The organism is Pseudomonas sp. MHK4 (assembly GCF_054600775.1).
This window is the reverse complement of record NZ_BAAIAK010000001.1, coordinates 980984-1006924: the sequence shown is the minus strand read 5'-3', so window position 1 is coordinate 1006924 and position 25941 is coordinate 980984. Positions and strand designations below refer to the sequence as shown.

Here is a 25941-nt window from a genome sequence, read left to right as displayed (position 1 = left end):
GTCAGGCCACCGTCCGGGACATGACGTACAGGCCATCGCGTACGCAGGTCCGGCCTTCTTCGAGGGTGCGCAGCTGCACACCGGGCACTTCGGGATGCGAGTCGATGCGCGCCGGTGCGTGCAGGTAGACGTTCAACGGCCGTTCGCTGGCCGACGCCTGCAATTGGCATTCGCGCCCGACCAGCGCGCTCAGTGCGGCATCGCTGTCGCTGCTGCCCACCGAGCGCACTGCCGTCCAGCGACCTTCCCGGGCCAGCAGCAGGACGCTGCGCACCGGCTCGGCGACCACGAACAGGAAGTCGCCGGCGTCGAAGCTTTTGTCGAAGTGATTGAACGCCGCCATCAGGTACGGTTGCACCGAGCGCAGGCGCAAGCCACGGCCGCTGACCAGGGTGCGCAGGCGTTCGAGCAAATCCTGTGGCAGCGCGGTGGCGATGCGGTCGTAACCGGCGGGTTCGGCCGACAGCACCAGGTCCCAGGGTTGGTTCGCCGCACCGTAGAGGTCTTCCAGGCACAGCTGGGCAAACCCCTGCAGCTCGGCGGGGCTGCTGATCTGCTCGCTCCAGGGCACCAGGCAGAACCGGCTGAAGTGGCCGGAAACCACCACGGTCAACTCGGCACCGGCGCGGGCATGTTCGCCCAGCAGGCGGTCGAGGGTTTCCAGGGCGACCGCCCAGGCCATGAACCCTTCATCGATGAAGCCGACGCTGCCCAGCCACAGGGTGTCGCCACCCTGACGCTGACCGAGGCCGACACCACTGGCGCCGAGCACGGCGACATAACGCTCACGAGATAAAAGTGACACGATTGATCTCCTCGAGTGTGGTCCGGCCTTGTTGCACCAGTTCCAGAGCCGATTCGCGCAGCAGGCGCAAGCCACGCTTGCAGGCGTGGGCCTTGATTTTCGAAATGGGTTGGCGCTCGACGATCATCTGCCGCAGCTCGTCATCCAGGTGCAGCAGCTCGGCAATCGCGCTGCGTCCCCGGTAGCCGGTGCCACGGCAATGGCCGCAGCCCTTGCCGTGGACAAACTGGTAGTGGCCGACCTGTTGCGGGTCCAGGCCCGAGCTTGAAAGCTCTTCTTCGCTCGGCGCGTACGGCGTGCTGCAGGCGCTGCAGACCAGGCGGATCAGGCGCTGGGCCAGCACCGCATTGAGCGCCGAGACCAGGCTGTAGGGGTCGATCTCCATCTGGGTGAAGCGGCCGATCACGTCGAACACGTTGTTGGCGTGGATGGTGGTGAACACCAGGTGCCCGGTGAGCGCTGATTGCACGGCGATCTGCGCGGTGTCGGGGTCGCGGATCTCACCGACCATGATCTTGTCCGGGTCGTGGCGCAGGATCGAGCGCAGGCCGCGGGCGAAGGTCAGGCCTTTCTTTTCGTTGACGGGGATTTGCAGCACGCCTGGCAGCTGGTACTCCACCGGGTCTTCGATGGTGATGATCTTGTCCACGCCGTGGTTGATCTCGGTGATCATCGCGTACAGCGTGGTGGTCTTGCCGCTGCCGGTGGGGCCGGTGACCAGCACCATGCCGTAGGGTTCGGCGGCCAGGCGGCGCAGTTGGCGCAGGGTTTCCTCTTCGAAGCCCAGGGCCTGCAACTGCACGCCGCAGACCTTGTCGGCCAGGTCCTGTTTGTCGAGCACCCGCAGCACCGCGTCCTCACCGAAAATGCTCGGCATGATCGACACCCGGAAGTCGATCTGGCGGCCGCTGATACCGATCTTGAAACGCCCGTCCTGGGGCACGCGTTTTTCGCCGATGTCCAGTTCGGCCATGACCTTGACCCGGGAAATCACCTGCTCGGCGAACTCGTTGCCCTGGATCTTGCTGATGTTGTTGAGCACGCCATCGATGCGGTACTTGATCACCAGGCCGCTGCCGGTGGTGCCCAGGTGGATATCGCTGGCGTGCATCTTCAGCGCGTCGTAGAGGGTCGAGTTGACCAGCTTGACCACCACGCTCGAGTCTTCGCTGATGCTGGTCAGCGACAGGCTTTGCAGGGTGTCGATCTCGGTGTTGCCGTCGGCCTGGGCGTTGAGCGATTCCACTGCGTGAAAGCTTTCTTCGTGGCGCGCCAGGTAGGCTTTCAGGTCATCGGCATGCACCAGGTACAGCGGCGCGCCGTGCAGGCAGTCGTCGATCCAGGCCAGGCGCGCGGTGTCGAAGGGGTCGGCAAACACGCCGATGACCGCGTCGGCGTGACGCAGCAGGATGAATTCGCGCTTGAGGCATTGGGCCAGGGTGACCCGGTCGAACACAGGCGTGGATTGGAACAGGCTGTCGGTGTCGAGCACCGGATAATGCAGGGTGGCGCCCAGGCACTGGATAAAGGGCATGGGGGCCAGTTCGCAGAGCACCCCGAGGGCCTCGAGCATCCGCTCGCCGGTACTGCCGGCCCGGGAACGGGCCTGGGCCAATTGCTCACTGGAAAAACGAGTCGGTACAGAGTCCAGCGGTGGCACATCGACGACAAGGGATAGACGGTCCATGGCTTGCTCTCCAACGCCCGGGGCTTAGAGCCCTGTCGGCGCGGCGAGCAATTGCGGCATGTGCCGTAACCTCTTGTCGCGCCATTACTCCCCGGTGAGCAATTGTTCGTCGTCTGGCGCTGTGGAGGCCGAGGTACTTCGTCGGCGATCTGCTAGCACCCAACTACCGTCGTACAACTGCAGCGGGAAACTCTCGGTCCTGCTCTGGCGTCGTTCGACAAAGCCTTCGGCACTGCTCACACCCGCGTTGGGTTCGCGCTGCCTCCCCAGAAGATCAAGCACTGCACGCGCCAGTTCCGCCATTGGAAAGGGTTTGAACAGGATATGGCTGACTCCCATTTGCCGGGCCCTTTCGCAAACCTCTGCGGTGGGGTGCCCCGTGATCAGCACAAAATGACACTTCCTGTTCTGGCGGACGGCATCGAGCACCTCAAAGCCTTCCATATCGGGCAAGCGGTAATCGAACACCATCACATCGGGTGCGAAATCGCCGGCTTCAGCGATTCCTTGCGCACCGTCGTGAGCAATCCGGACTTCCAACTCTTGCGCCTGCAGGTAACCCTGGAGGTTTTCTGCAAGAAGTTGTTCGTCTTCAACAACCAGTACTTTGTTTAACAAGGTGGACTCCTTGAACCGCAGGTTCGAGTACCGAACCTGGCGGAGTGCGCGCCTTGATAGGTCTAACGCACACTTCATGCCAGGCTGAGCGCCGGTAATTTTATGTATTCATGTCCTTGAATTTAAAAGCAATGCCTTTTCGTCCACATGCCCCACCCCCCAAAAACGGGGGAAAGCGAACGGATGTGCAGCGACGCTTTCCCCCACTGTTGGGGAAAGCTCATTGATCGTCAATTCTTTCGATACTGTTGCTTGCGCGCAGCTGCGCCAATGCCTGCAGACGCGCCTGGACCTGTTTCTGTCGGGCAAGGTAGGCCCGAACCATTTCAAGTCCCTGCTCCTCTGTGACATCGGTGGCCTCCAACCGGTTCTGTAAAAAAATCAAATGCCAGCCAACCGCCGTGCGCACCGGCTCGCTCACGGCCCCGGGTTTGAGGGCAAAGGCCGCGGCTTCGAACTCCGGCATCATGCGCCCCCGGGAAAAGTAGCCCAGGTCGCCGCCGGCGCTGGCCGAAGCGTCTTCGGAACCGCTGCGGGCGACGCTGGCAAAATCGGCGCCTTCACGGATGCTCGTGTGCATTGCCTGCAAGCGTAGTCTGGCGGCTTCGACAGTGGAAGCATCCGCACCCTGAGGCACTTTGACCAGGATATGCCTGACCTGGATTTCCTCGGGGCGGTTCATTTCTGCGCGGTGTTCCTGATAAAACGCCCGCACCTGGTTTTCGTCCGGCTCTGCGACCTTCGTGAGTTCGGCGAACATCTGCTGCGCGGCCAGGTCGCGACGGGTGTACTCGATGTAGGCGGCTTCATCGAAACCGGCGTCTTCCAGGCGCCGGGCGAACACCTGCGGGCCACCCATGGCCTGGCGAGTCTGCTCGACCTGCTCCTGCACCGTGGCATCGCTGACCACCATCCCGCGCTTGAGCGCTTCCTGCCACAGCAACTCCTTGTCGATCAGCGCATCCAGCGCCGCCTTGCGCAGCTGTTTGTAGGCGCTGGGACTGCGGATGCTGGCGACCGCCCGGCCCTGGTCCTCCAGGTATTCGGCGAAATAGCGCTCCAGGCGCAGCTGGGAAATCTCCTCGCCATTGACCCGTGCCACGGCCGGGCCATTGCTGCAAAACGCGGCGGGCACCCACAGGGTCAACAACGCCAATACAGTCGTGAGTTTCATCTTCGGCCTCCGGATCAGGGCATGGCGGCAATGGGTTTGTAGGGGGCGACCAGGTAGAAGCGCTGGTCGGGCAGGTCCACGGTGACCACATGGGCGCCATTGAGGCCCAGGCGTCGGCCCGGGCCGAAACTGATCAACGGGGTCAGGCCGGTATCGAAGTCGTGCAGGCCCTCCAGCGCACTGATGAGTTTTTCCCGGCTGGCATCGCGCCCCGCCTGTTTCATGCCCTCGCTGAGCAGCAGCATCGAACTGTAGGCCCCGACTTGCAGTACCGCGTGTTCGCCGCCGAGCTTCTGCCGTTCGCGCAATTGGGTCAGGGCGGTGCGCCCGGTGCGCGTCCAGTCGCTGGGCACGAACGGATACGCCAGGAACACCCGCCGGGAAAACCCGCTGGGCACCTGCATCAGGTCCCCCGCCACCTGGTTCGAGGCGGCGAACAGGTAAGGCACCTGGCCCGCGGTCTGCAAACGCGCGGCCAGGCGACTGAACCCGCCACTGCTGCCCATGTAGAACACCGAGCGCGAGCCCAGCGGCAACTCGTCCTGCGCCGTTTCGTAGGGTTGCAGGCGCACTTTCTGCCAGGCGTTGTCCTGCAGGTACTGGGCAAGTTTCTCCGCCGCCAGACGCTGGCCCGGCTCGTTGGGGTAGGCGATCAGCGTCGGGCCTTGCAGCACGCGCAGGCTGGTAGCGGCGTAGTTGGCCAGGGCAATCATCTGTTCGCGCAGCCCCGGCAGCGGTTCGAAAATCTGCCGGCTGGACTGGGCCGTGCCTTGCAACGACAGCGGCCCGATCAGGGGCACGCCGGCCTGTTCCAGGCGTGGCGCCAGTTCGTTATCCAGCGCCGGCACCAGCGGTGCGACCAGGGCGAACACCTGTTCCTGTTCGATCAACTGGTCGAGCGCATGCTCGGCGCTGACACGGTCGGGGCCGGGGTCGAGGATGGTCAGGCGCAACTGCCGGCCATGGATCCCGCCCGCTTCGTTGATCCGCGTCACGCTGCCGCGCAGCACCGCCGCCACCGTGACGCCCTCCTCACCCAACACGCCGGTGCTCGGCAGCAAGGTGCCCAGGTGCAGGCTATCGGGGCTCAGGCCCGGGTCGCGTTCATCGGCCAGGCGCTTGAGGTACGCCGTCAGGTTGCGTTGATCGCTCATCGACAGGACGAACCGCGGCATCGCCGAATCGAGCCGGTTGTTGCCCGGGTCACGCCCCTCCTGGATCGCACGGGCCACAGTGCCCTCGGTGTAGGCCGGGTAGGCACGTCCGTTGATCTGCTGTTGTCCGTAGGTGCTGGTCAGCCGCGACCAGCTCAGGTCGGGCGGGCGCACCCCGCCTTCCGGGCGCCCCAGGCCATCGCTGCCGTGGCAGTTGGCGCAGGGCACGCTGGTGGCCGGCAGGAGCATGCCCGCCGCCCCGATCCGGGCCATGATCGGCTCACCGCTGGCGGATACTCCCTCGCGGTACAGGCGTTTGCCGGCGCTTTCGCTGGGCGTCAGGGTTAATGCCTGGGCGCTCAGGCTGATGCCGCCGAGGAGAAGCAGGCCGAGGATCAGGACGTTTTTCATGGCCCTGGCTCAGCGACCGGCAACCGGCATTGCCAGCAACTGCAAGCGCTGGGCAATGGCGGCGGCCGGGGCATCGGGACGGATCTTGCTCCAGCGCTTGTTCGCCACGTCACCGACGATCAACTGGGTGGAGTGCTGCTCGGGGGACGGTATGACCTGGCCGATACGGCCCAGGACCAGGTCCATCTGCGCTTTGTCGCCGGTAAGAAAAAGCCAGTGGGGCTCATCAACGCCCTGCTTCAAGGTGTAAGCCTTGAGTACCGCCGGGGTGTCCCGCAGCGGATCACTGGTAAGGGAGATAAAGGTGATGCCGTCCGCCTTGTCGCCCAGCACTTCGCGCACTTGCTTGAGCTTCTGGGTGATCAACGGGCAGGCATCGGTGCAACTGGTGAAAATCACATTGAGCAGCACCACGCGGTTTTGCAGCGCGTCGCTGTAGAAACGCAGGGTATTGCCGTTCTGGTCCTGCAACGGCGTGTCGGTGAACCAGGTCTTGGCATCGCGGGTGCCAGCGGTCGGCTGGGCGGCGGCCGCCACCGTATCGGCGGCAGGCGCCGCGGGTGCATGCCCTTCGTGGGCAAAGGCCTGCGAGCTTGCGAGGCAGGCGCAGAGGCTCAGGGCGAACCCGTGGAAAAGTCTCATGGCTGATGCTCCATGGCGATGGCGGTGTGTTTGGCATGGGCGTTGCGTTCACCGCTGAGCTTCTCCACCTGGCGGGTCAAAATGCTCGGGTCGGTGAAGCCGTAGTAGCGGGTCCAGTGGCGGCTGTTGCCGTCCCCCACCAATATCAGCGGCGCATGATTCTTGAAGTCGCCACTGAAGCTGCCCAGGCCCTTGAGGGTTTCATTGACCGACTGCGTGGAGCCGGTCAACCAGCTCCAGCCCGGGCCGTTCTGGAAGGCGCGGGCGTAGTCGTTGAGGCGCTTGGCGTCATCGCGCTGTGGGTCGATGCTGATCGACACCAGCTGCACTTCGGTACCGACCCGAGCACCCAGCTGTTTCTGCACCTTGCCCATGATCGAGGACACCACCGGGCAGACCGTGGTGCAACTGGTGTAGATGAAGCTCATGACCACGATCTTGTTGGCCACCAGGTCTTTTTCCAGGCGCACGGTCTTGCCGCTCTGGTCCACCAGCGCGACGTCGGCAAACTTGACCTGGGCGGTTTCGGAGCTGGCGCTCTTGGCCGCCTGGGTGTGGCCGGCATGTTCGTCCGCCGAGTGGGCCAGGGCCTGGCCGATAGCTAATTCCAACGAACAGGCCAACAGGCATAGGGTCAGCAGTGCGGAGTGTGCAAATCGCTTCATGTCGATGTCCTCTTCAATGAGCTTGGCCGGGTGTAACCCGGACGCTGGCAAACGTCTGATCGTCGAAATTCGCCCCCAGGGACGCCGCACGCACGTGCAGGTACCAGGCGCCGTTCTGGTCGAGGGTGACCGGGGCTTCATAGATGCCATTGCCGAGGTCCTGTGCCGCGACGAGCCGAGGCCGTGAGCTGGGCGCCAGGAAGTAGCGCACCTGTACGTCCTTGACCCCGCTGCGCTGGACCTTCTGCTTGCCCTGGACGATACGAAAGCGCACGACATAAGGGCTGCCCAGGGCGGCCGTGGATCTATCCAGCAGGAACTCCACCTTCGGCACGCCGGCGACAGGTGCGAGTTTGTCGTTGGCCGCAACCTCGGCGCTGAAGCAATGGATGATGTTGGGCTGGTTGAGCAGGAACGCCACGTCGAAGCGCCCCGCCGCCGGCAGCTTGATCCGCGAGCTGTACAGCCCCGGCTCGACTTCGCGCAGGCTGCGGTCGATGACCAGCGCCGCCCGCGCCACTTGCCCACGGTTGGGGTAGCCGGACATCGGCGCATTCATGCCTTCGGCGTAGAAGTAGGTGGTGTTGTCCACCGGGTTGACCACGAACACCGCGTTGTCGTCCCGCGACACCGCCAGGCTCGACGCCAGCGGCAGGTCACCGGCCAGTCGCGGCGGCTGCGGCCCGGCTTCGAAGCCCTGGCTGATCGGCTTGCGGCCTTCGCCGAGGGACGCCAGGTTGATCATGGTCACCTTGGCCGACGCCAACCCGCGCACGTAGGCATAGGCCTTGGTGAACACCACCTGGTAGGGTTCGGCGGACACGTCCAGTTCATGGATCAGCGCATCGTTGGCCGCATCGATCACCGCGACCTGGTTCTCCAGGGTATTGAGCACGATGCCGAAACGGCCGTCGGCACTGAAGCCCATGGGGCCCAGGCCCTGCTTGACCTTGATCACCCGCCGCACCGACTGGCTCGCGGCATCGACCACGGTGACGGTGCCATCCTTGCCATCGGCCACATAGGCCGCGTCGGACAGTGGCGAGTACGCCACCGACAGCGGGTGCGAACCGGTCTTGAGTTGCTTGGCGATGGTCAGGGTGGCGACGTCGATAAGGCTGACGGTGCCGTCGTCGCGGTTGGTGACAAAGGCGACGCGGCTGTCCTTGCTGAAGGCGATCTCGTGGTGGCCGTTGCCGGTGGCCAGGTGCTTGAGGGTTTTGAGCGTGGCGGTGTCGATCACCGTGACCCCGGAAAGCTCGGCCGACGGGGCATTGTTGCCGACCCACAGCAGGCGCTCGTCCGGTTGCAAGGCCACGCGCACCGGATTGCTGCCGGCGGCCACCGAGTCGAGCAGCTTGAATTGCTCACTGTCGATCACCGCGACTTCGCCCGCCGTCGGCATCGACACGAATACCCGTTTGTTGTCCCTGGGGGTGACCCAATCCATCGGCGGTTGCTTGATGTCGATGCGGGTCATGGTGCTGGTGATGCCGCCTACCGAGACCGAAGGGTCGACCACCGAGACACTGGCATCGCGGTTCATCACCATCAGGAAGTAGCTGTTGAGATCGAGCAGCGGCCGTGCACCGATACTCGACTTGAGGAACACCCCGACCCGGGCCTTGCAGCTCTGTTCGCGGCCCTGGGCCTGGTCGGCGGCAACGGTTTCGGGGTCGATCCAGGCGCCGGGGGCGATACCCGCCAGCGGTTGGCCGGACGCCTTGTCGGTGACTTTGAATCGCACGTCGGCAAATTCACCCTCGCGCAATACGCCGCCTGCGGTCAGCGGGCGCACTTCAAGGGCGACTGATACGCCGTCGCGTTCAAGGGTCTGCTCGCTCCAGGTGTCGGGCAGCGCAATATCGCTGAGCAACGTGGGGGGCGTCGTGCGCCAAACCCCGAGCCAGATCAGCGCGACCCCGACGATCAGCGCGACACTGGCGATTTTGATGGTCCTGTTCATGTCACTTCTCCCCTTTACAGATCTATGCCTGCCTCACCACCTACCCCTGTAGGAGCTGGCTTGCCAGCGAAAGCGGAGTGTCAGGCACACGCATGTTGGATGTGCTGACGTCTTCGCTGGCAAGCCAGCTCCTACAGGTGTTGCGTTGTTTCCTGCCCTACGGCACTGGCGCCGGTTCCGGTTCGTTGGTTACCCGCAACAGCCCCCACAACCCGGAGGTGTTGCCGTAGGCGCCGTAGTCGCGGAACAGGTAGTCACCCGGTATCGCGTTGACCCCCCCGGCGCTCGGCAGCATGAAGCTGAAGTGCGCGGCCGGCAGGACGCTCTCGTGGGCGCCGATGTACATCGACATCGGGTTGTAGCCGAACTTCACCGAACCCACGCCAGGGGTGCCCATCGGGTAGCCACCGGTATCGCTCTTCTCCGACAGGAACGGGTTGGTCGACCAGACGTGCCCGTCCAGCTGGAAGGTCGTGCCGCGGCTGCCGCCGGTAGGCATCAGGATGTGCGTACGGAACGGTTGCCCCGGCTTGGCGTACAGCACCGGCGTCTGCGGATCACCACCCACCAGCGCGTTGCTGTAGGCCATGTGCGCATTCACCATGTCGCCGTAGCCTGCGCCGTCGGCATGGCCGAACGGTGCATCCGGGGCCAGGCCGAAGCGGTACCACAGCGGTTCGGTCCTGTAGTTGATCGCCATGCTCGAGTTGTCCTGCGGATCGGTCGGCACGCCGAACCCTTCCGCGGCAATCCCTTCCACCGGCCGCCCGTTGGCCCAGCGAATGTTCAAGGCTTTCTGCCAGACCATCGCAAAGTCGCGGTAGGTGGTTTGCCCCGGTGCGGTGACCGTGGCATTCACTTTGCGCGTGTCGTCGACCCAGGTGGCGCCCACCGGCAGGATGCTCATCGCCCCGGCCAGGCCTTTTTGCGATTGCTTGATCACGTCCGCCGGAGTGAAGTTCAAGCCGCCGAACTCGATCGCCGTGGAGTTGATGTTGTCGACATTGCGCCCCAGTTGCGTGATCGGTTTGCCTTCACGCTCCAGGTGCCCGGCGTAGTACTGGTAGGTACGTGTCGGGTAGGCCCCGCTGCTGCCGACACGCGGCGGCACGGTCTGGGTCGGGTTGGCGCCAACGTTGGTGCCGTCGGATTTGGTGATGTCGTACGCCAGCAATTGCGCGTGCAGACCCACGTGGCTCGACGGCCGCATCAGGTTGTTGCTGAAGGTGGTCGAACCGGTCCCGCTGTTGCGATCACGCTTGACCATGCCTTGCATCACCGCGGTCTGGGTCAGGTCCGGCATCACGCTCGGCAGACGGTTTTCCAGGGTGACGTTGATGCAGTCACCGGCCGCTGCGCGCAGCACCAGGGGTTCGACAGGCACACCGGGCTTGAGCTTGCCGGTGGTCGGGTCGAGGTCGGCCTTGCGCACATACAGGATCGCGGTCGGGTCATGCAGCGGCCCGCTTTGCCCGCCGATGGTGATGGTTTCACCGTCTTCAGGGTCGGTCACGGTGACCTGGGGAATGCTTACGGTGCGCGAGTTGAACACCAGGGTGCCGCCGGCCGGGTTCAACGGCCCGCCGACATGCTGGCCGAGCCCTGCGGGATCGCCGATGGTCAGGCCCAACGGATTGCCGAGGATATCGTTGGCCAGCGCCGCGACCACTTCATAGTTGCGCTGTGGGGTCGGCCGGGTGCCGATGCCATTGGGGTTGGCGCCGATTCGCGGGCAAACGCCATCGAAGGCCACGGTGTTACGCATGCCGGTCGGCTTGGCGTTGTTGGGCAGCGCGAACAGATCGCTGCGTTGCGCCGTGTAGTTGCGCATCACGCCCCAGATGCCGCTCCAGTAGCCTTCGATCGAGGCGTCCATCGAGTACAGGTAGTCACCGGTGGTGGCCGCGGAACTCGACAGCATCGACACCGGCGCAATGAAGCCCATCTGCTCGGAGATGCCGATCATCTGCGACGCGCGCCAGCCGGAGTTGGAGCTGTTGCCGAAACCGGAACCGCTTTGCAGCCACTTCACGCCGTGCAGGGTAACGTTGTGCTCCTCTTCATGACCGCCGGCATGCACCCGCAGCCGCACGTTGTCGCCGGTGTAGGTACGCAGCATCGGGGTGAACGGATCGCCAGGCTCGGCGCCGCCCTTGTTGATGTGCGGCGGGAACAGCGTGGTGCCGCCGGTGGGGCCGGTGGCTGCGGTGATCAGGTTCGGCGCCAGGTTCATCGCCGGGATCGCACGGTCGGTACGGCTCTGCATGGCGTACGCGAGGTCGCCGCCGAGGCCATCGGCCTGCATGCCGCGCTTGCCGTCCGGGCCGACCTTGTTCGGGTCGTACACCCGCAGGGCCAGCGGTTCGTTGCGGTAATTGACCACGAACATGCCCGGGTCATCCACCGAGATGGCTTGTGGGCATGGCCGGCTCGGGCAACCCGGCACCATGCCGCCCTGCACTTCCAGGACACCGTCCAGCAGGGTACTGGCGTTGTTGCGCACTGGCGGGTTGATGGCGTAGCGGAAGCTGTCGGCGGTGGCCGGGAAGCCTTGCGCGTTGGGTTTGCCATCAGGACCGGCGCCTACGTACACACCGGCTTCATAGGCGTGCTGGAAGTCGCTGTATTCGAGGAAGAACTCGCGGAAGCTGTCGTTCTTGCCGTCGCCGTCGATGTCACCGGTGGAAATCACCGCTTGCCACGAAGTCGGCCCGCCGTCCTGGCGCGCGCCGCTGTACAGCGGTTCGCCGGTCTCGGCGTGGAACCAGGTGGAACCGGCAGGTTCTGCCAGGACGGTGGCGTACAGGCCGATCTGTTGGTGAGTCGATGGGCCGAGGTGGTCGTGGGTAAAGATGGTGCCCAGGCCACGGTCGACGCCTTTGGCGTTGACCACCGGGTCGACGAACCAGCGCTGCATGGCCGTACGCGCACCGACCCAGTCGGCCCGGCCATACTGACCGAAGTACGGATGGTTCTTGGCTTTCGGGCAGGCCGGTGTGCCGTCGCGCGGATCAGCCCCCTCGCACTGGTTGAACTCGCGGATGGCGTGGATGCGCTCTTGCACCGCACCTGGGGAGAGTACGCCGTCTTCGTAGTTCCAGCCGTTGGACGAACCATCGGCAGACACCAGGTCCCACTTGGGCAGGTGAATGTGCTGGCCGATCACGTCGGTCGGGGTGCGCACCTGATAGTCGTCCATCTCATAGGTGGCCGGCACCAGGTTGGTTTGCTGGTACTGGACGCAGTCGAAGGTGTTCATGCGCATCACCAGAGGTTCTGGCGGACGCTGCTTGGTGATCACCGGCCAGGCGTCTTCCCAGAGCGCGAGGATGCGCGCTTGCGGGAAGTGGTAGCCGACCTTGTTGTAGACCGCATCGAACTGGATGTTGGCCGCCTTGTAGATGCGCGGACGGTCGGCGGTGAAGCTCGAGGAGCCGATGAACGACATGCCGTCGGCCCGCTCGCCACTGTTGAATTCACCAGTGCCGGCACTGCTGGTCAGGCGTTTCTGCCGGTCGTCCATGCACGGCTCGTAGTACGGCGCACCGGCCATCGGCAAGGCGCCGTTGGTGCGGAAAGGCCGTGCGACGATCTGGTTGCCCGGCAGCAGGGCGAAGCTTGGGTGATCCTTCTTGGCGTGGAAGGCCATGGCCGCCTGCTCGACTTCGGTGCCCTCTTCCGGCAGGTAGATCGGCTTGGCGCGGGTCACGGTCTTGGAGAAATCCAGCGAGGTGGTGATGGTCTCGGCCTCGCCACCGGCAGACACGCCGTCCAGCGCATGGCGGCCCAGGCCGCCGTTCCAGCCACCGGACTGCGCCGGGTCAAGGTTGGCCCACAGGGCTTTGCCCGTGGCTTTCAAGGCTTGCGCCGAGGCCGCATCGAGCATGTCCAGCGGTGGAGTCGGTGGGCGTTGGCCGACCGAGCTTTCCATGCCGCCGATCCAGAATGGATAACCCGGGTTTTTCAGGGTGCCATCGGCGTTGCGGTTGGCTTCGCTACGATCGACCAGGGCCAGGGAACCGATGGCCTGGGCACCACCGCTGCCGCCATGGTGCTCGCCGTCATCGTCGTCGTCCTCTTCTTCATCGTCATCGTCGTTGGCAGCCACCAGGGTTTCGCCGATTTTCGGAACGACCGCGACCTTGCCTGGCATCGGTGCCATGGCTTTGCCGGGCAGCGGCACCACTGCCGGAATCGGCGTACCGGCGACGATTTCACCATCGGGCAAGGCCCGTGCGCCCGCCGCGGGCTTACCGCTACGCAGGGCATAGGGCTCGCTGTGGAAACCGTCGTTGCCTTGTTGCGAGACTTCCAGTTTGGTGCCTTCTTCGAACACGTCGTGCACCCGCCACATGGCCCACATGCCTTGGGCAAAGTGCGGGTAGAAGTGGCAGTGATAGATCGCATCGCCCGCGACCCGGTTGCGGTTGCCCGAACCGCCGTTGGCGATTTCATAGGTGTAGCCGGCACCCGGACCGATGCCCTGGGCGTCGACATAGTCGGAGTTGTCGTCGTTGGGGTTGAACAGCCACTGATGGCCGTGCAAGTGGAAGATGTGCTGCTCATGGCCGTTGTGGGTGTTGCGGAATTTGACGAAGTCACCGATGTAGCTGTGGTTGACGTTGGACGGCTCGGACGGATACAGCGCCATGGTCGCCTTGACGCCCACCTGGTCGGCACTCGGTGTCTGGCCGGGGGTGATGCCTTCCAGGCCGGCGTTGGCCGGTACGTCCACCAGCATCGCCACGTCGCCGACGGTGTGGGAGCTGAGGAAGAATTCTTCGTAGGCGCAGGACAGGCAATCGTGCATCGGACCGACGCCGAGACGGTTGGCCACCACTTCGGCGCCCATGCCGCCGGAGCCGTAGTTGATCATGAACGAATCGCGGGTCGGTTCCAGCACATGGGCCATCACCGGGTCGGCCCAGTAAGCGGGGAACGCCTGGGTCGCGGCAGTTTCATCCTGGAACTGCGAGGCGAAATCGCGGAACGGTTCCAGCCGATTGGGAATCGCCGGGTTGCGCTTGCCCACGGCTTCCAGCGGATAGGTCGAGGGCGGGAAGCTGCCATCGGCATTGCTGCCCATGACGATCGCGTCGCTCTCGCTGGAAATGATTTCGTTGCCATCGACCATGTTGATGATCGGCGTGCCGGCCTTGCCTTCACGGATCCATGGCTCGCGTTGCGGGTAGCGCGCCTGGTAGTCGACGATTGGCTGACCGGCCGGCGTGCGCCCGGTGGTGGCCAGGCGCATTTCTTCTTCGGTCACGGTGTTGCGGTAGGTGCGACCACCCTTGGGCAGCACCACCACTTGGCCGAACAGACCGTTGGCGACGTTGCCGGCCGCGCCTTCGCCACCGAAGGTTGCGCCACGGCTGCTGGCGGCGAACACCCCTTCGCGCTCGGCATACAGCGTGTAGGAACGGCTGCCACCCGGGGCGATCAGGCTATTGGCATTGCGCCCGGTGAACGAGGCGATGTCGTCGATGCTGTTGACCGCTTGCATGCCGTTGACCTGGAAACCGACATGCCGGTCGGCGACCTGTTCGTCGACCTTGAAGTTTTCGTTGTTGCCGATCTGGATGCCTTCTTCTTCCTCGCCCTCTTCTTCCTCGCCACCCTCGTGGGAACCGGGGTTGGCCTGATAGGCCAGCAGGTTCTGCAGGTTGATGGTCAGGCAGTCACCGGCGGCCACCCGCAGCACCAGCGGGCGCGGACGCTTGTCGGGACGCAGCGAGACCTTGCCCGGCACCGCCGCACCGCCCTGGGCGAGTGAGATGTCCCGGTCATCGACCACATCGCGGCGCAGGGCGAACATCATGCCGTTGACGTTCTGCGCACCGAGGCGGTTGAACATCAGCGGCTGGTCCAGCGCCACGACGTTGGCCACCAGGTTGCGTTCACATCGCGCAGCGGCTTCAACCAGCTCGACGCCAAACATCGAAGCGGCGAACAGCAGGAGACTGAGTAAGGGGGGAGCGTGGAATATGCCGTTCATGATCACGGGCCTCGCTGTGGGAGCTCACAGGGAATAATTCTCGACAAAACCCTTTGAGCAATCCGCATGCCATAAAAAATTCATTGGTTTTTCATCTAGTTACGATTGGCTCTTGATGCGCTGGGGGATATTCCCCAGTAATTCCCCACTTTTTCGCCGGGGCCACCATGCCCCAATGTTGGGGAAAATCATCCATTGGGTTTCGGTCACAGCGGGGCATCCGCCGCCAGCCCCTGCAAACGCCGGTATTGGCGCAATACGTTGGGCACATAACGCTGGGTTTCGGCGAACGGCGGGATCACCCCGCCACGGCTGAGCACCGCTTGCGGCCCGGCGTTGTAGGCCGCTACGGCGAGGGCGATGTCGTTGTCGAACAGGGTCATCAGGCGCTTGAGATAACGGGCGCCGCCCTGGATGTTGGCCTTGGGGTCGTAGACGTTTTTCACCCCCATTTCCCGGGCGGTGTCGGGCATCAACTGCATCAAGCCACCCGCGCCCGCGGGCGATACGGCACTGGCGTTGTAGCTCGATTCGGTCTGGATCACCGCGTGCAACAGCGCCGCCGGCAACTGGTTGTCCGTGGCGGCCTTGGAGACCAGCTCGGCATAGGGGCGCGCGGCGATCATTTGCGGCTGCTGATCGAGGCTGACCGCCGCCACTTCGACCTCTTGCACCACTCGTTCGTAATGGCGGCCGGGGCGATGGACATTGGACAGGACGTAGTCGCCCTTGGCGTCCCTGGAAACGAACACATCGGCCTGGACAGCGCCGGCCAGCAGCATCATGCCAAGCAATCCTGTGGTGAGAGTTTTCATTGTTGTACCTCCCCTGACCGGCCCCGAAAAATGGGGGTAATGCCCCAATGGCCAGTCGCGTATCAGCCATACGCAAGCACTGTGCCGAAAGCGCGAGTGGCCGTAATACGGGGGCTGCACGGGGATGTCCGAAGATTGAGCGGGGCTTTGCATGGCAATTGCATAAGCGGTTTAAGCGACCCTTCTGCCGACTGTGTGAGGTCATCATGAAACAGCGTCTGCGTTTCGCCCCGCGTGCTTTTCCCCCTAGAGCCGAGCGCGGGTTCACATTGCTTGAACTGTTGGTGGTGCTGGTGGTGCTGGGGCTGTTGGCCGGCATCGTCGCGCCCAAATACTTCGCGCAACTGGGCCGTTCCGAAGTGAAGGTGGCCAAGGCGCAAATAGAAGGCCTGGGCAAGGCCCTGGACCTGTACCGCCTGGAGGTCGGCCATTACCCGTCGACCGAACAGGGGCTGCAGGCACTGGTCACCGCCCCCAGCGACGAAACCCACTGGACCGGTCCGTACCTGCAGAAAAAACTGCCGCAGGATCCGTGGGGCCGTAACTACAACTACCGCTACCCTGGCGAAAACGGCGAGTACGACCTGCTGTCCATGGGCAAGGACGGCCAACCCGGCGGCGAAGGCGAAAACGCCGAAGTCACCAGTTGGCAATGACGGGAATGGCGACCATGCGTTTTCACCTCAAAGCGGTCGGCAAGGCCGGTGTGGTTTCCATGACCGTCGAGGCGGCGGGCGACAGCGAAGCCCGGCGCATCGCCGAAGACCAGGGCCTGCGGGTGGTCAGTCTGCACGCCGAACGCCACTGGCGAGCGCTGCGCCCCAGGCAGCGGGAGACCTTCAACCTGGTGTTGTTCAGCCAGGAACTGACCACCCTGCTCAATGCCGGCCTGCCGCTGATCGATGCGCTGGAAAGCCTGGCGGAAAAAGAGAATGCGCCGCAAGCCCGCAAGACCTTGAGCGAACTGGTGCGCCTGCTTTATGAAGGCAAATCCTTTTCCCAGGCCTTGGGCCAACTGTCGGCGGTGTTCCCCCCGCTCTACGTCGCATTGGTCCAGTCCAGCGAGAAGACCGGCGCCGTGGGCGAGGCCCTGGGCCGCTACGTCAGCTATCGCCAGCGCATGGACGAGGTTCGCCAGAAGATCGTCAGCGCCTCGATCTACCCCATGCTGTTGCTGGTGGTGGGCGGTGGCGTGGTGTTGTTCCTGATGGGGTATGTGGTGCCGCGCTTCAGCCTGGTGTTCGAAGGGCTGGGGTCGAACCTGCCGTGGCTGTCACAGATCCTCATGAGCAGCGGCATGTTCCTGCATGCCCACCAGGGTGAATTCTTCGGCGCACTGGTGGCGATCGTCGTCACCCTCGCCTTCCTCCAGCGCCAGCCGGCCTTTCGTCGGGGCCTGGACCGCCTGATCGAAAAGCTGCCGGCGGTGCATCAGCGCATCTTCATGTACGAACTGGCGCGGTTCTACCGTTCCCTGGGCATCCTGTTGCAGGGCGGCATCCCCCTCGTCACCGCCATGGGCATGGTCCGCAACCTGCTCACCCCGGCCTCCCGATTGCGCCTGGACCAGGCCTGCGAACGGGTGCGCGAGGGGCAATCCCTGTCGACGGCGCTGGAACTCAACCACCTGGTGACCCCGGTGTCCCTGCGCCTGCTGCGCGCCGGCGAACAGTCCGGCAACCTCGGGCAGATGATGGAACGCAGTGCCGACTTCTACGACGAGGAAATCAGCCGCTGGATCGAATGGTTCGTCCGCCTGTTCGAGCCCTTGCTCATGACTTTCATCGGCCTGCTGATCGGGGTGATCGTGATCTTGATGTACATCCCGATATTCGAGTTGGCCTCAAGCATTCACTGACGCCTCTGGGACGGGCCTGCGCGGGAAATCGCAGTCTTTTTCACCGTGACATCGAATAAAGCCGGACCTTGGCGTGTTTACCCACTGAATATGGCAGCACGTTGCAATGTTCATCAACGTTCCAACTTGAATTAGAAGACGGAGAACGACATGCACATCAACAAGCTATTACTGGCAGTCGCAATTGGCGCGATCCTGTCGGCGTCTACCGTACTGATTCCGGACAGCCTGTCCGGGGTATCGAGTGCCCAGGCGAAAGAAGGTGGAAGCGGTGGGGGCGGTGGCGGTGGCGGCCACGGAGGTGGTGGCAGCGGTGGCGGTGGCGGCGGTGGCGGTGGCGGTCACGGTGGTGGTGGCAGCGGCGGCGGAGGTGGCAGCGGCGGCGGAGGTGGTGGCAGCGGCGGTGGCGGCGGTAATGGTGGTGGCCACGGTGGCGGCAGTGGCGGTGGCGGCAGTGGTGGCAGCGGCGGCGGTGGTAATGGTGGTGGTCACGGCGGCAATAGCGCCGGCAGCGGTCATAGCGGCAGCGACCATGCTTCAGGAAACGCCGGCAATACAGCCTCGAACTCCGGACGCAGCAGCACCCACGCCGAACCGGGTGACGATCATGGCGTACATCGCGGCGGCGAAGTCGGTGATGACCATGGCGTTCATCAGGCCGGGCATGACGACAATGGGGTACACCGCTCCGGCGAAATAGGCGACGACCACGGCGTTCACCGGGCCGGCGAAGTCGGTGACGATCGCGGCCTGCATGCTGCTGGCGAACCCGGCGACGACAAACGCGTCAACTGACCTGGTCTAACCCTGTGGGAGCCAGCCTGCTGGCGATGGCGGTGGGTCAGACGACATCAATGTCGAATGTCCTGACGCCTTCGCCAGCAGGCTGGCTCCCACAGTGGATTGTGTGAACCACCGATCTACAACACAACTTCCATCTGATCCAGGCGCTCGCGCAAAAATTCGATCAGCGCCTGCACCGGCCGCGATGACTGGCGATGTTGCGGATACACCGCCGACAGCGCCAGCGGCTCGGGACAAAAGTCATCCAGCACCGCCACCAACCGCCCATCCTTCAACGGCGCACCGACGATAAACGTCGGCAAATAGGTAATCCCCATCCCGGCAATCGCCGCGTCCTTGAGCAACTCGCCATTGTTGACCCGCATCCTCCCGGTGACGTTGACCATCAGTGGCTTGCCCTGCCCTTCGAAGCGCCATTGCACCTGACGCCCATGGCCGTAAGGCAGGCAGTCATGCTGGTGCAGGTCTTCGGGTTTTACCGGCGTGCCGCGCTCGGCCAGGTAGGCCGGGCTGGCGCAGTAAACGCGCTGGATGGAAGCGATGCGCCGCGCGATCAACGTCGAGTCTTCCAGCGTGCCGATGCGCAGCGCCAGGTCGTAGCCTTCGCCGAGCAGATCCACAGGGCGATCGCTCAAATCCACTTCCACCGTGACGTCACGATAGCGCTGCAAAAACTGCGGCAGCAGGCACCCCAGATGTGCCAGCGCAAACGACAGCGGCGCACTCACGCGAATCGTGCCGCGCGGCTCGGTGGTCTGTCCGGCGATGCCCTGCTCCACCTGCTCGACTTCGCCCAGCAAGCGCAGGGCCGATTCGTAGTATCTCTGCCCCAATGGCGTGACATCCAGCCGCCTTGTCGAGCGATTGAGCAGCCGCACCCCCAGGCGCGCTTCGAGCTGCATCAGGCGCCGGCTGACGAACTGCTTGGACAACCCCAGATGATCGGCGGCGGCCGTGAAGCTGCCGGAATCCATCACCTGGCAAAAAATGCGCATATCTTCGAACGGGTTCATTGTCGTGCCTTGATTGACAGTCACCCGCATTTATAGCGGCTTATTCCCATTTCGACACCTATTCAATGCCCCACGCAAAACCCGTAGGAGCCCGGCTTGCCGGCGATGGCGATTTCATGGGCGCCATCGCCGGCAAGCCGGGCTCCTACAGGTCTGCGGCTCTATTCACGGCTTTTCCCGTTCCAACAATTGCCGCTTGCGCTCCACCCCCCAACGATACCCCGACAAATTGCCATCACTGCGCACCACCCGGTGGCAAGGGATCGCGACCGCCAGGCGGTTCGCGCCACAGGCTTGTGCCACCGCGCGTACGGCTTTCGGCGCGCCGATGCGCTGGGCGATATCGGCATAGCTGGCGGTGTTGCCGGCGGGGATCTCCCGTAGTGCTTGCCAGACCCGTTCCTGAAACGCCGTACCGCGCACATCCAGCGGCAAATCCAGGCCCAGGGCCGGCGCCTCGATGAAGCCCACGACCCTGGCGATCAACTGTTCGAAGGCCTGGTCGGCGCCGATCAGATTGGCGCGGCGAAACCTGTCCTGCAGATCGCACACCAGTTGCTGCGGATCATCGCCCAGGAGAATCGCGCAAACCCCACGCTCGCTTTGCGCCACCAGAATCGCGCCGAGGGAACACTGGCCAACCGCGAAACGAATGTCATTGTTTTGCCCCGCGGCACGGTAATCAGCGGGTTTCATGCCCAGCACCTGATCCGCCGCCTCATAGAAACGGCTGTTGGAATTAAAGCCGGCAGCGTACAACGCCTCAGTGACCGAGCGACCATCCACCAGTCGCTCCCGCACTCGGCGGGAACGATGGGCCGCGGCATAACCCTTGGGCGTCAGGCCGGTCACGGACTTGAACACCCGATGGAAGTGAAAGCTGCTCAGGCCTGCCGCTTCGGCAAGCTCGTTCAGCGCGGGCAGCGCCTCGGCGGTTTCGATCTGGCGGCACGCGGCGGCCACGGTGGCGGCATGTTGCGCGGCGACAGCGCTTTGATCCGTTGCCGCGCGCTTGCTTGGACGATAACCCGCGGCCTGGGCCAGTTCGGCGCTGTCGAAGAATTCGACATTCTGCGGTTTCGGCAAGCGCGAGAGGCTGCTGGGGTTGCAGTAGATCCCGGTGGTTTTCACCGCATAGACAAACTGCCCGTCCGCGTGTGGATCGCGGGCGACCACCGCGGCCCAGCGTGGATCGTTTTCGGTGTTGATGGTTGTCGATTGGCTTGTCATGGCATTACATCCTTTGACCCGTTTGCCGCAGATTAACCACCGGCCCCTATGTCCACACTCCGGCGCTTGCGGTCAAACTCCACGGCCTCATCGCGCGGTACGAAACGTGAAGTTGATCCGCTGTTCGCCCAGGCGCGGGTGATGGCCATCCTTGATCGGAAGGACACCGTGATAACGCAAGCGATCGACGCCGCCCCAGACCACGATGTCACCGTGCAGCACCGGCACCCGTTGGCTTTTGTCGCTGCGCGCGAAGCCGCCGAACAGGAACATCGCAGGCAAGCCCAGGGATACCGAAACGATAGGCGCAGCGTAGGATTTTTCGTCCTTGTCCTGATGCAGGGACATTTTCGCCCCGGGCACATAGCGATTGATAAGGCAGGAGTCCGGCACGAAATCTTCAAATCCTGCCTCCCGGGCCGCCGCCTGCGCCAGTTGGAAAAAAACCTCTGGCATGGGTGGCCAGGGAAGGCCGGTCCGGGGGTCGTCGCGGGTGTAGCGATAACCGCTGCGGTCGGTGGTCCAGCCCCAGGTGCCGCAACTGCTCAGGGCGACCGACATGGTGAAGCCGCCAGGGGTGACCATTTGCCGGAACGGTGCGGCAGCCAGCACGGCATCCAGTGCCGGCAGCAAACGCGCAAGCCAGGGCAGGGCAAAGCCTCTGAGGACGCAGGATTGTTCGCCGATCTGTTCGCGCCGGCGCTGCTGTTCGGGTTCTGTGTCGGCAAACAGGTCTAGGGTGGTCGGGTGCATGGTGCTCATGTTGCGTCGTGAAAGATGATCCCAAGGGTCTGCCGTTGTCCGCTGTGCAGACGACTGACACCGTGGCGCAGGCTCACCCGATAGTAACCGCGCACGCCTTTGACCGGGCGCTGGTTGACCGCAAAGATCAAACCGTCGCCTTTTTTCAGACCGATGACCTGCGGGCGCGACTGCATGCGCGGGCGCTGCTCGGTCAGCACGAACTCACCGCCGGTGAAGTCCTCCCCAGGCTCTGACAGAAGAATCGCCACCTGCAGTGGGAAGACATGCTCACCGTACAGATCCTGGTGCAGGCAGTTGTAGCCCTGGGGTCCGTATTGCAGCAACAGCGGTGTAGGGCGCTGTTGGCCGGCGGCATGACAGCGCTCGAGGAAGGCCTGGTGGCTGTCGGGAAAACGGCTCGGCAGGGCGATCTGCTCATGCCAGCGATTGGCAATCGGCACAAGGCGCGGGTACAGCGCACTGCGCAGGCGAGCCACCAGCGGCGGCAAGGGATAGCCGAAATATTTGTACTCGCCACGACCGAAACCGTGGCGGGCCATGATCACCTGCGAGCGAAAGGGTTGTGACTGGCCGTACAAGGCGCTGATCTGATCACAGGCCTTGTGGCTCAACAGCGACGCGATGACCGCGCAACCGTCCTGATCGAGTTGCTGTTCCAGCAGGGGCCAGTCCAGCCTGTCCAGATATTGCTCGCTCATTGCCGGGCCCTCAGGTTATTGAGGTGGCGAGACTAAGCGGCATTGCCGATGTAAGCACTCCGACACTTGCGGTCGAATGTCGGCAGGGCGCCGTCGTCCATGTTCGCCCGGGGCAATGTTACAGCGCTTTGCTGACACTGATATCGCTGACGACGTCTTCGCCCTGGCCATGCAGGGCGTCCAGCGCGGCTTTTGCTTCTTCTTCGGTGCCGTTTTCCAGCTGGGCGAATTCGAAGCGGCGTTCGCCATTGAGTTTGTACTTGATGACGTATTTGGTCGTCTGGGCCACGGTCATACCTGCCTGTGTGCGTAGTGAGGCGCGGCTCAGCTCAGTTTCGAGCTGGAGCGGCGGATGATCTTGATCGAATGCGTCAGGGTCGGCTTGCGCGTCACGCTGATCGGACGGCGGTTGACCGTGTCGATGGTGATGTTCCAGAAACCGGTGCTCGGCGCCGTGATGCGGGCCGGGAAGGTGTCGAATGCGCCGCCATGATAGGTGTGACGACCGCCATTCTTGAAGCTGCGGAAGTTGGCGTCGTTCATCAAGCGTATGTTGCACGTTTGCGAGCATTGAATGACGACGATGTCGTCTTCGTTGAGGTGCTCGCGCTGGTGGATAAATTTCATGAGGCGCCTCCAGAAGGGCTTTTTCTACAAAATCAAAACGATAGCAGGGTCGATTGGCGCAGTTTATCAGCCCTGAGGCGTTAATATCCGGCTCTGCGGGCCCGCTGGGACAATAAAAACGCAGATTGCGCACGCCCGGGAAGAAAAAAACGCTGCGAGTTGGAGAAAACCCGTGTTTGAGCTGTCGGAGGGTCTTTATCGGAGGTTTTGTATGAAGTGGGGCATATATGGCTTGCCGTGGGTCTTGGCAATCAGTGGTTGTGCAAGTGTTTCGGAGATCAACGAGACATTGCCGACCATGAATGTGATTTCAGGCAAGAAGCCCCATGAGTACGCGCAGTGCCTGAGCGAAAAACTCGCCGACAGCCGGGGTGCCTTGCAAATCGAAGAGCAGAAAGACGGGGTGCGGGTGATCGTGCCGCAGAAGCTTTCATCGGGCCCGGCGGCGGTATTCGATATCGAGGATCGCTCCGGCGGAAGCAGCATCAAGCTGCATGAGCGCATCTCCAACGTGCCGCTTCGCCCCTTCGATGTTCGCGATGCCGCCACGGCGTGCATTTCCGGCTGATAGACTGTCGACTGTCAGCACCAATGCCGTCAAAGCAAGCCTTTGGCGGCATTGTCATTTCTGGAGTCGAACATGAAGCGAGAGAAGGTAAGGGAGCGGCACGCAGAGGGCCAAATCTGCGCCACCCATGTGATTCAGAACCCGGCGAATCCGGGGGAATGGATCGTGTTTTTCAAGAAAAGCGCCGGGCGCAGTTTTTTCCTGGTGGACGATAGCGACGAAGTCGAATCCTTCAGCAGTCTCGATGAACTGGTCGAGACCGTACGCGGCCTGGGGATCAAGTTCGCGGAAATCCACATGTAGGGCGCGTGGCCCTATTTGCAGACCACCACCACGCTGCGGTTCTTGAAGTTGCCTACGTCGACACCCAGGGTCTTGTCGCTTTCCTTGGGGGAGGGTGTGCCGTCAGTGCCGACGATCCGGTAACCGGTGCCGGCGCAAGAGGCATCGGCCTTTTCGTAACAGGTCGCCCAGGAATTGGCCTCGCCGGAGCAGTCGATCGCCAGGCCTTGTTCGCCATTGTTCAAGTAAGTGGTCTCGGAGGTAGCGCAGCCACTGAGGGCCAGCACCGCTATCAGCGGCAAAAATTTGGTCATGTCGTTGTCGTCGTCAGGAGGAGAGGGCAAAGCCTGTGACAGCGTGGGCGGCAAAAGGTTATAGCGAAAGGCCACTTCTTTCAGGCGTTCGCAAAAAAAAGCCCTGCACCAGGGCAGGGCTTCGGGCCCGGATCAGGTCTTGTCCTTGCCCCGTCGTTTCGGTTCCGGGTGTTCCAGTTGCAACACCGATGCCACTTCGATCGCCATGGCTTCGGACGGGAAAGGTCCGGCAATGTTCTCGCCGCCAACGCCGGCTACCCACCACTGGCCGTCCTTGGCCTTGTTGATCAAGTACCCGTTGACGCTTTTTGCTTCTGACATCTATTTGCCTCGTTGGCTGGTTCAATGGCGCCATGATACCGCCAAATGCACCGTTCGGGTGCCGCTGGGCGCGCGGTGGTGCGCTTGCCCGTTGGTTGACTTGTCGTGCAAGTCTGGGGGACTCTGCTATCAATAACAGGCTGCTGATCCATTCGCGGTGCTCGCCGCGGAACTAACGGCGAGAATATTTCTCTATGATGGCATCGGTTAGCCAGTGCGGGGCATTGTAAGGTGTACGCCGCCTGATTAGACTGCGCCGAAACTCGTACCACAGCCCTTTCAAGGACTTTTATGATCAAGAAATGCTTGTTTCCAGCAGCCGGTTACGGCACTCGCTTCCTGCCAGCGACCAAAGCCATGCCCAAGGAAATGCTGCCGGTGGTAAACAAGCCACTGATCCAGTACGGCGTCGAAGAAGCCCTTGACGCCGGCCTGACGGAGATTTCCATCGTCACCGGTCGTGGCAAGCGCGCCCTGGAAGACCATTTCGACATCAGCTACGAGCTGGAAAACCAGATCAAGGGCACCGACAAGGAAAAGTACCTGGTCGGCATCCGCAAGCTGCTCGACAATTGCTCGTTCTCCTACACCCGCCAGACCGAAATGAAAGGCCTGGGCCACGCGATCCTGACCGGCCGTCCGCTGATCGGCGATGAACCTTTCGCCGTGGTGCTGGCGGACGACCTGTGCGTCAACCTCGACGGCGACGGCGTACTGACCCAGATGGTCAAGCTGTACAAGCAGTTCCGCTGCTCGATCGTGGCCATCCAGGAAGTCGACCCGCAAGAGACCAACAAGTACGGCGTGATCGCCGGCGAGATGATCCGCGACGACATCTACCGCGTGCACAGCATGGTGGAAAAACCAAAACCTGAAGATGCGCCGTCGAACCTGGCCATCATCGGTCGCTACATCCTGACTCCGGACATCTTCGACCTGATCGAACAGACCGAGCCAGGCAAGGGCGGCGAAATCCAGATCACTGACGCCCTGATGAAGCAGGCCCAGAACGGCTGCGTGATGGCCTACAAGTTCAAGGGCAAGCGTTTCGACTGCGGCGGCGCCGAAGGCTACATCGACGCGACCAACTTCTGCTTCGAGAACTTCTACAAGACGGGCAAGGCTTACTGATTGCGCCCCCCCGACCGCTTGTATTGAAAAGCGATCTTCACGCGCTGTAACCAAGCTGATGAAGGCCTGAACAAACGCCCCGACTTGATCGGGGCGTTTGTTTTTTTGCGCCCTAAAAAGCCCCTGGGTCTCGTGGTTTCACCCGATCTACTGTAGGAGCAAGCTTGCTCGCGATGGAGGTCAACGATGACGCGGGGTGCCTGATACCCCGCGGTGCTCTCAGGTTTTTCGCGAGCAAGCTCGCTCCTACAGGGGAACACGGTCATCTGTAGGAGCTTGCTCGCGATGGAGGTCAACGATGACGCGGGGTGCCTGATACCCCGCGGTGCCCTCGGGTTTTTCGCGAGCAAGCTCGCTCCTACAGGGGAACACGGTCATCTGTAGGAGCTTGCTCG

Annotated in this window: 24 protein-coding genes; 6 read left to right on the top strand and 18 right to left on the bottom strand. The window is 63.1% G+C overall.

Annotation, left to right across the window (positions count from 1 at the left end; all coding sequences use genetic code 11):
- Position 1: 1 nt before the first annotated feature.
- The 10 genes from ACYP2Q_RS04330 to ACYP2Q_RS04285 all read right to left on the bottom strand — a co-directional run bounded on the left by ACYP2Q_RS04330 (position 2) and on the right by ACYP2Q_RS04285 (position 15935).
- Entirely contained in the window at positions 2-805 is an 804-nt protein-coding gene (locus ACYP2Q_RS04330) for a hypothetical protein (RefSeq protein WP_459729354.1), read from the bottom strand.
- The gene (locus ACYP2Q_RS04325; RefSeq protein ID WP_459729353.1) at positions 786-2492 is read right to left on the bottom strand and encodes a GspE/PulE family protein; all 1707 of its coding nucleotides are present in this window, start codon (positions 2490-2492) and stop codon (positions 786-788) included. The genes ACYP2Q_RS04330 and ACYP2Q_RS04325 overlap by 20 nt, the downstream gene beginning before the upstream one ends.
- An 84-nt stretch (positions 2493-2576) precedes the next feature.
- Positions 2577-3110: a response regulator gene (locus ACYP2Q_RS04320; RefSeq protein ID WP_459729352.1), complete on the bottom strand. Its 534-nt coding sequence runs from the start codon at positions 3108-3110 to the stop codon at positions 2577-2579.
- 220 nt (positions 3111-3330) lie between these two features.
- Positions 3331-4284, bottom strand: coding sequence for a peptidylprolyl isomerase (locus ACYP2Q_RS04315; protein ID WP_459729351.1), 954 nt, complete (start codon positions 4282-4284; stop codon positions 3331-3333).
- A gap of 14 nt (positions 4285-4298) precedes the next feature.
- Entirely contained in the window at positions 4299-5849 is a 1551-nt protein-coding gene (locus ACYP2Q_RS04310; RefSeq protein WP_459729350.1) for a cytochrome c/ABC transporter substrate-binding protein, read from the bottom strand.
- Between the two features lie 9 nt (positions 5850-5858).
- Positions 5859-6491, bottom strand: coding sequence for an SCO family protein (locus ACYP2Q_RS04305; RefSeq protein ID WP_459729349.1), 633 nt, complete (start codon positions 6489-6491; stop codon positions 5859-5861).
- The gene (locus ACYP2Q_RS04300; RefSeq protein ID WP_459729348.1) at positions 6488-7156 is read right to left on the bottom strand and encodes an SCO family protein; all 669 of its coding nucleotides are present in this window, start codon (positions 7154-7156) and stop codon (positions 6488-6490) included. Before ACYP2Q_RS04300 ends, ACYP2Q_RS04305 begins: the two co-directional genes overlap by 4 nt.
- 13 nt (positions 7157-7169) lie before the next feature.
- Complete coding sequence (locus tag ACYP2Q_RS04295; protein ID WP_459729347.1) at positions 7170-9122, bottom strand: YncE family protein; 1953 nt, start codon at positions 9120-9122, stop codon at positions 7170-7172.
- A gap of 157 nt (positions 9123-9279) precedes the next feature.
- A complete protein-coding gene (mnxG, locus tag ACYP2Q_RS04290) occupies positions 9280-15120 on the bottom strand; it encodes a manganese-oxidizing multicopper oxidase MnxG (RefSeq protein WP_459729346.1) in 5841 nt (1946 codons plus the stop codon).
- Between the two features lie 206 nt (positions 15121-15326).
- Positions 15327-15935 (bottom strand): lytic transglycosylase domain-containing protein, encoded by a 609-nt coding sequence (locus tag ACYP2Q_RS04285; RefSeq protein ID WP_459729345.1) that lies wholly within the window; start codon positions 15933-15935, stop codon positions 15327-15329.
- A gap of 206 nt (positions 15936-16141) precedes the next feature.
- Between ACYP2Q_RS04285 and gspG the strand changes: the two genes are divergently transcribed.
- The 3 genes from gspG to ACYP2Q_RS04270 all read left to right on the top strand — a co-directional run bounded on the left by gspG (position 16142) and on the right by ACYP2Q_RS04270 (position 18588).
- Complete coding sequence (gspG, locus tag ACYP2Q_RS04280) at positions 16142-16591, top strand: type II secretion system major pseudopilin GspG (RefSeq protein WP_274076660.1); 450 nt, start codon at positions 16142-16144, stop codon at positions 16589-16591.
- A 14-nt stretch (positions 16592-16605) separates the two neighbouring features.
- On the top strand, positions 16606-17793 hold the full coding sequence (locus ACYP2Q_RS04275; protein WP_459729344.1) for a type II secretion system F family protein: 1188 nt from the start codon (positions 16606-16608) through the stop codon (positions 17791-17793).
- Positions 17794-17943: 150 nt separating this feature from the next.
- Positions 17944-18588, top strand: coding sequence for a hypothetical protein (locus tag ACYP2Q_RS04270; RefSeq protein ID WP_459729343.1), 645 nt, complete (start codon positions 17944-17946; stop codon positions 18586-18588).
- 125 nt (positions 18589-18713) lie between these two features.
- Here the strand turns inward: ACYP2Q_RS04270 and ACYP2Q_RS04265 are convergent, their stop codons facing one another.
- The 6 genes from ACYP2Q_RS04265 to ACYP2Q_RS04240 form a co-directional block, all read right to left on the bottom strand.
- Entirely contained in the window at positions 18714-19610 is an 897-nt protein-coding gene (locus tag ACYP2Q_RS04265) for a LysR family transcriptional regulator (protein ID WP_459729342.1), read from the bottom strand.
- A 165-nt stretch (positions 19611-19775) separates the two neighbouring features.
- Positions 19776-20840 (bottom strand): bifunctional DNA-binding transcriptional regulator/O6-methylguanine-DNA methyltransferase Ada, encoded by a 1065-nt coding sequence (gene ada / locus ACYP2Q_RS04260; protein ID WP_459729340.1) that lies wholly within the window; start codon positions 20838-20840, stop codon positions 19776-19778.
- Between the two features lie 87 nt (positions 20841-20927).
- Positions 20928-21593: a DNA oxidative demethylase AlkB gene (gene alkB / locus ACYP2Q_RS04255; protein ID WP_459729477.1), complete on the bottom strand. Its 666-nt coding sequence runs from the start codon at positions 21591-21593 to the stop codon at positions 20928-20930.
- A gap of 5 nt (positions 21594-21598) precedes the next feature.
- A complete protein-coding gene (locus ACYP2Q_RS04250; protein ID WP_459729339.1) occupies positions 21599-22303 on the bottom strand; it encodes a 2OG-Fe(II) oxygenase in 705 nt (234 codons plus the stop codon).
- Positions 22304-22421: 118 nt separating this feature from the next.
- On the bottom strand, positions 22422-22592 hold the full coding sequence (locus tag ACYP2Q_RS04245; RefSeq protein ID WP_459729485.1) for a hypothetical protein: 171 nt from the start codon (positions 22590-22592) through the stop codon (positions 22422-22424).
- A 35-nt stretch (positions 22593-22627) separates the two neighbouring features.
- Complete coding sequence (locus ACYP2Q_RS04240) at positions 22628-22930, bottom strand: DUF1883 domain-containing protein (protein ID WP_008065357.1); 303 nt, start codon at positions 22928-22930, stop codon at positions 22628-22630.
- 211 nt (positions 22931-23141) lie between these two features.
- On the opposite strand from ACYP2Q_RS04240, the gene ACYP2Q_RS04235 reads away from it, so the two are divergent.
- Positions 23142-23498 carry a hypothetical protein gene (locus tag ACYP2Q_RS04235; RefSeq protein ID WP_459729338.1) on the top strand — a complete coding sequence of 119 codons (357 nt, stop codon included), beginning with the start codon at positions 23142-23144 and terminating at the stop codon, positions 23496-23498.
- Between the two features lie 72 nt (positions 23499-23570).
- The gene (locus tag ACYP2Q_RS04230) at positions 23571-23801 is read left to right on the top strand and encodes a hypothetical protein (protein ID WP_459729337.1); all 231 of its coding nucleotides are present in this window, start codon (positions 23571-23573) and stop codon (positions 23799-23801) included.
- An 11-nt stretch (positions 23802-23812) separates the two neighbouring features.
- On the opposite strand, the gene ACYP2Q_RS04225 is transcribed toward ACYP2Q_RS04230, so the two are convergent.
- Positions 23813-24094, bottom strand: coding sequence for a hypothetical protein (locus ACYP2Q_RS04225; protein WP_459729336.1), 282 nt, complete (start codon positions 24092-24094; stop codon positions 23813-23815).
- Between the two features lie 132 nt (positions 24095-24226).
- The gene (locus ACYP2Q_RS04220; protein ID WP_459729335.1) at positions 24227-24415 is read right to left on the bottom strand and encodes a hypothetical protein; all 189 of its coding nucleotides are present in this window, start codon (positions 24413-24415) and stop codon (positions 24227-24229) included.
- Positions 24416-24706: 291 nt separating this feature from the next.
- Here ACYP2Q_RS04220 and galU point away from each other — a divergent pair, with 291 nt between their 5' ends.
- A complete protein-coding gene (galU, locus tag ACYP2Q_RS04215) occupies positions 24707-25546 on the top strand; it encodes a UTP--glucose-1-phosphate uridylyltransferase GalU (RefSeq protein WP_274077150.1) in 840 nt (279 codons plus the stop codon).
- Positions 25547-25941: the final 395 nt, after the last annotated feature.

Excerpts from the sequence above, each read along its gene's own strand:
- ACYP2Q_RS04325 (WP_459729353.1), bottom strand. The coding sequence starts at position 2,492 with ATGGACCGTCTATCCCTTGTCGTCGATGTGCCACCGCTGGACTCTGTA.
- ACYP2Q_RS04315 (WP_459729351.1), bottom strand. The coding sequence starts at position 4,284 with ATGAAACTCACGACTGTATTGGCGTTGTTGACCCTGTGGGTGCCCGCC.
- ACYP2Q_RS04310 (WP_459729350.1), bottom strand. The coding sequence starts at position 5,849 with ATGAAAAACGTCCTGATCCTCGGCCTGCTTCTCCTCGGCGGCATCAGC.
- ACYP2Q_RS04305 (WP_459729349.1), bottom strand. The coding sequence starts at position 6,491 with ATGAGACTTTTCCACGGGTTCGCCCTGAGCCTCTGCGCCTGCCTCGCA.
- ACYP2Q_RS04300 (WP_459729348.1), bottom strand. The coding sequence starts at position 7,156 with ATGAAGCGATTTGCACACTCCGCACTGCTGACCCTATGCCTGTTGGCC.
- ACYP2Q_RS04295 (WP_459729347.1), bottom strand. The coding sequence starts at position 9,122 with ATGAACAGGACCATCAAAATCGCCAGTGTCGCGCTGATCGTCGGGGTC.
- mnxG (WP_459729346.1), bottom strand. The coding sequence starts at position 15,120 with ATGAACGGCATATTCCACGCTCCCCCCTTACTCAGTCTCCTGCTGTTC.
- ACYP2Q_RS04285 (WP_459729345.1), bottom strand. The coding sequence starts at position 15,935 with ATGAAAACTCTCACCACAGGATTGCTTGGCATGATGCTGCTGGCCGGC.
- gspG (WP_274076660.1), top strand. The coding sequence starts at position 16,142 with ATGAAACAGCGTCTGCGTTTCGCCCCGCGTGCTTTTCCCCCTAGAGCC.
- ACYP2Q_RS04275 (WP_459729344.1), top strand. The coding sequence starts at position 16,606 with ATGCGTTTTCACCTCAAAGCGGTCGGCAAGGCCGGTGTGGTTTCCATG.
- ACYP2Q_RS04270 (WP_459729343.1), top strand. The coding sequence starts at position 17,944 with ATGCACATCAACAAGCTATTACTGGCAGTCGCAATTGGCGCGATCCTG.
- ACYP2Q_RS04265 (WP_459729342.1), bottom strand. The coding sequence starts at position 19,610 with ATGAACCCGTTCGAAGATATGCGCATTTTTTGCCAGGTGATGGATTCC.
- ada (WP_459729340.1), bottom strand. The coding sequence starts at position 20,840 with ATGACAAGCCAATCGACAACCATCAACACCGAAAACGATCCACGCTGG.
- alkB (WP_459729477.1), bottom strand. The coding sequence starts at position 21,593 with ATGCACCCGACCACCCTAGACCTGTTTGCCGACACAGAACCCGAACAG.
- ACYP2Q_RS04250 (WP_459729339.1), bottom strand. The coding sequence starts at position 22,303 with ATGAGCGAGCAATATCTGGACAGGCTGGACTGGCCCCTGCTGGAACAG.
- ACYP2Q_RS04240 (WP_008065357.1), bottom strand. The coding sequence starts at position 22,930 with ATGAAATTTATCCACCAGCGCGAGCACCTCAACGAAGACGACATCGTC.
- ACYP2Q_RS04235 (WP_459729338.1), top strand. The coding sequence starts at position 23,142 with ATGAAGTGGGGCATATATGGCTTGCCGTGGGTCTTGGCAATCAGTGGT.
- ACYP2Q_RS04230 (WP_459729337.1), top strand. The coding sequence starts at position 23,571 with ATGAAGCGAGAGAAGGTAAGGGAGCGGCACGCAGAGGGCCAAATCTGC.
- ACYP2Q_RS04225 (WP_459729336.1), bottom strand. The coding sequence starts at position 24,094 with ATGACCAAATTTTTGCCGCTGATAGCGGTGCTGGCCCTCAGTGGCTGC.
- ACYP2Q_RS04220 (WP_459729335.1), bottom strand. The coding sequence starts at position 24,415 with ATGTCAGAAGCAAAAAGCGTCAACGGGTACTTGATCAACAAGGCCAAG.
- galU (WP_274077150.1), top strand. The coding sequence starts at position 24,707 with ATGATCAAGAAATGCTTGTTTCCAGCAGCCGGTTACGGCACTCGCTTC.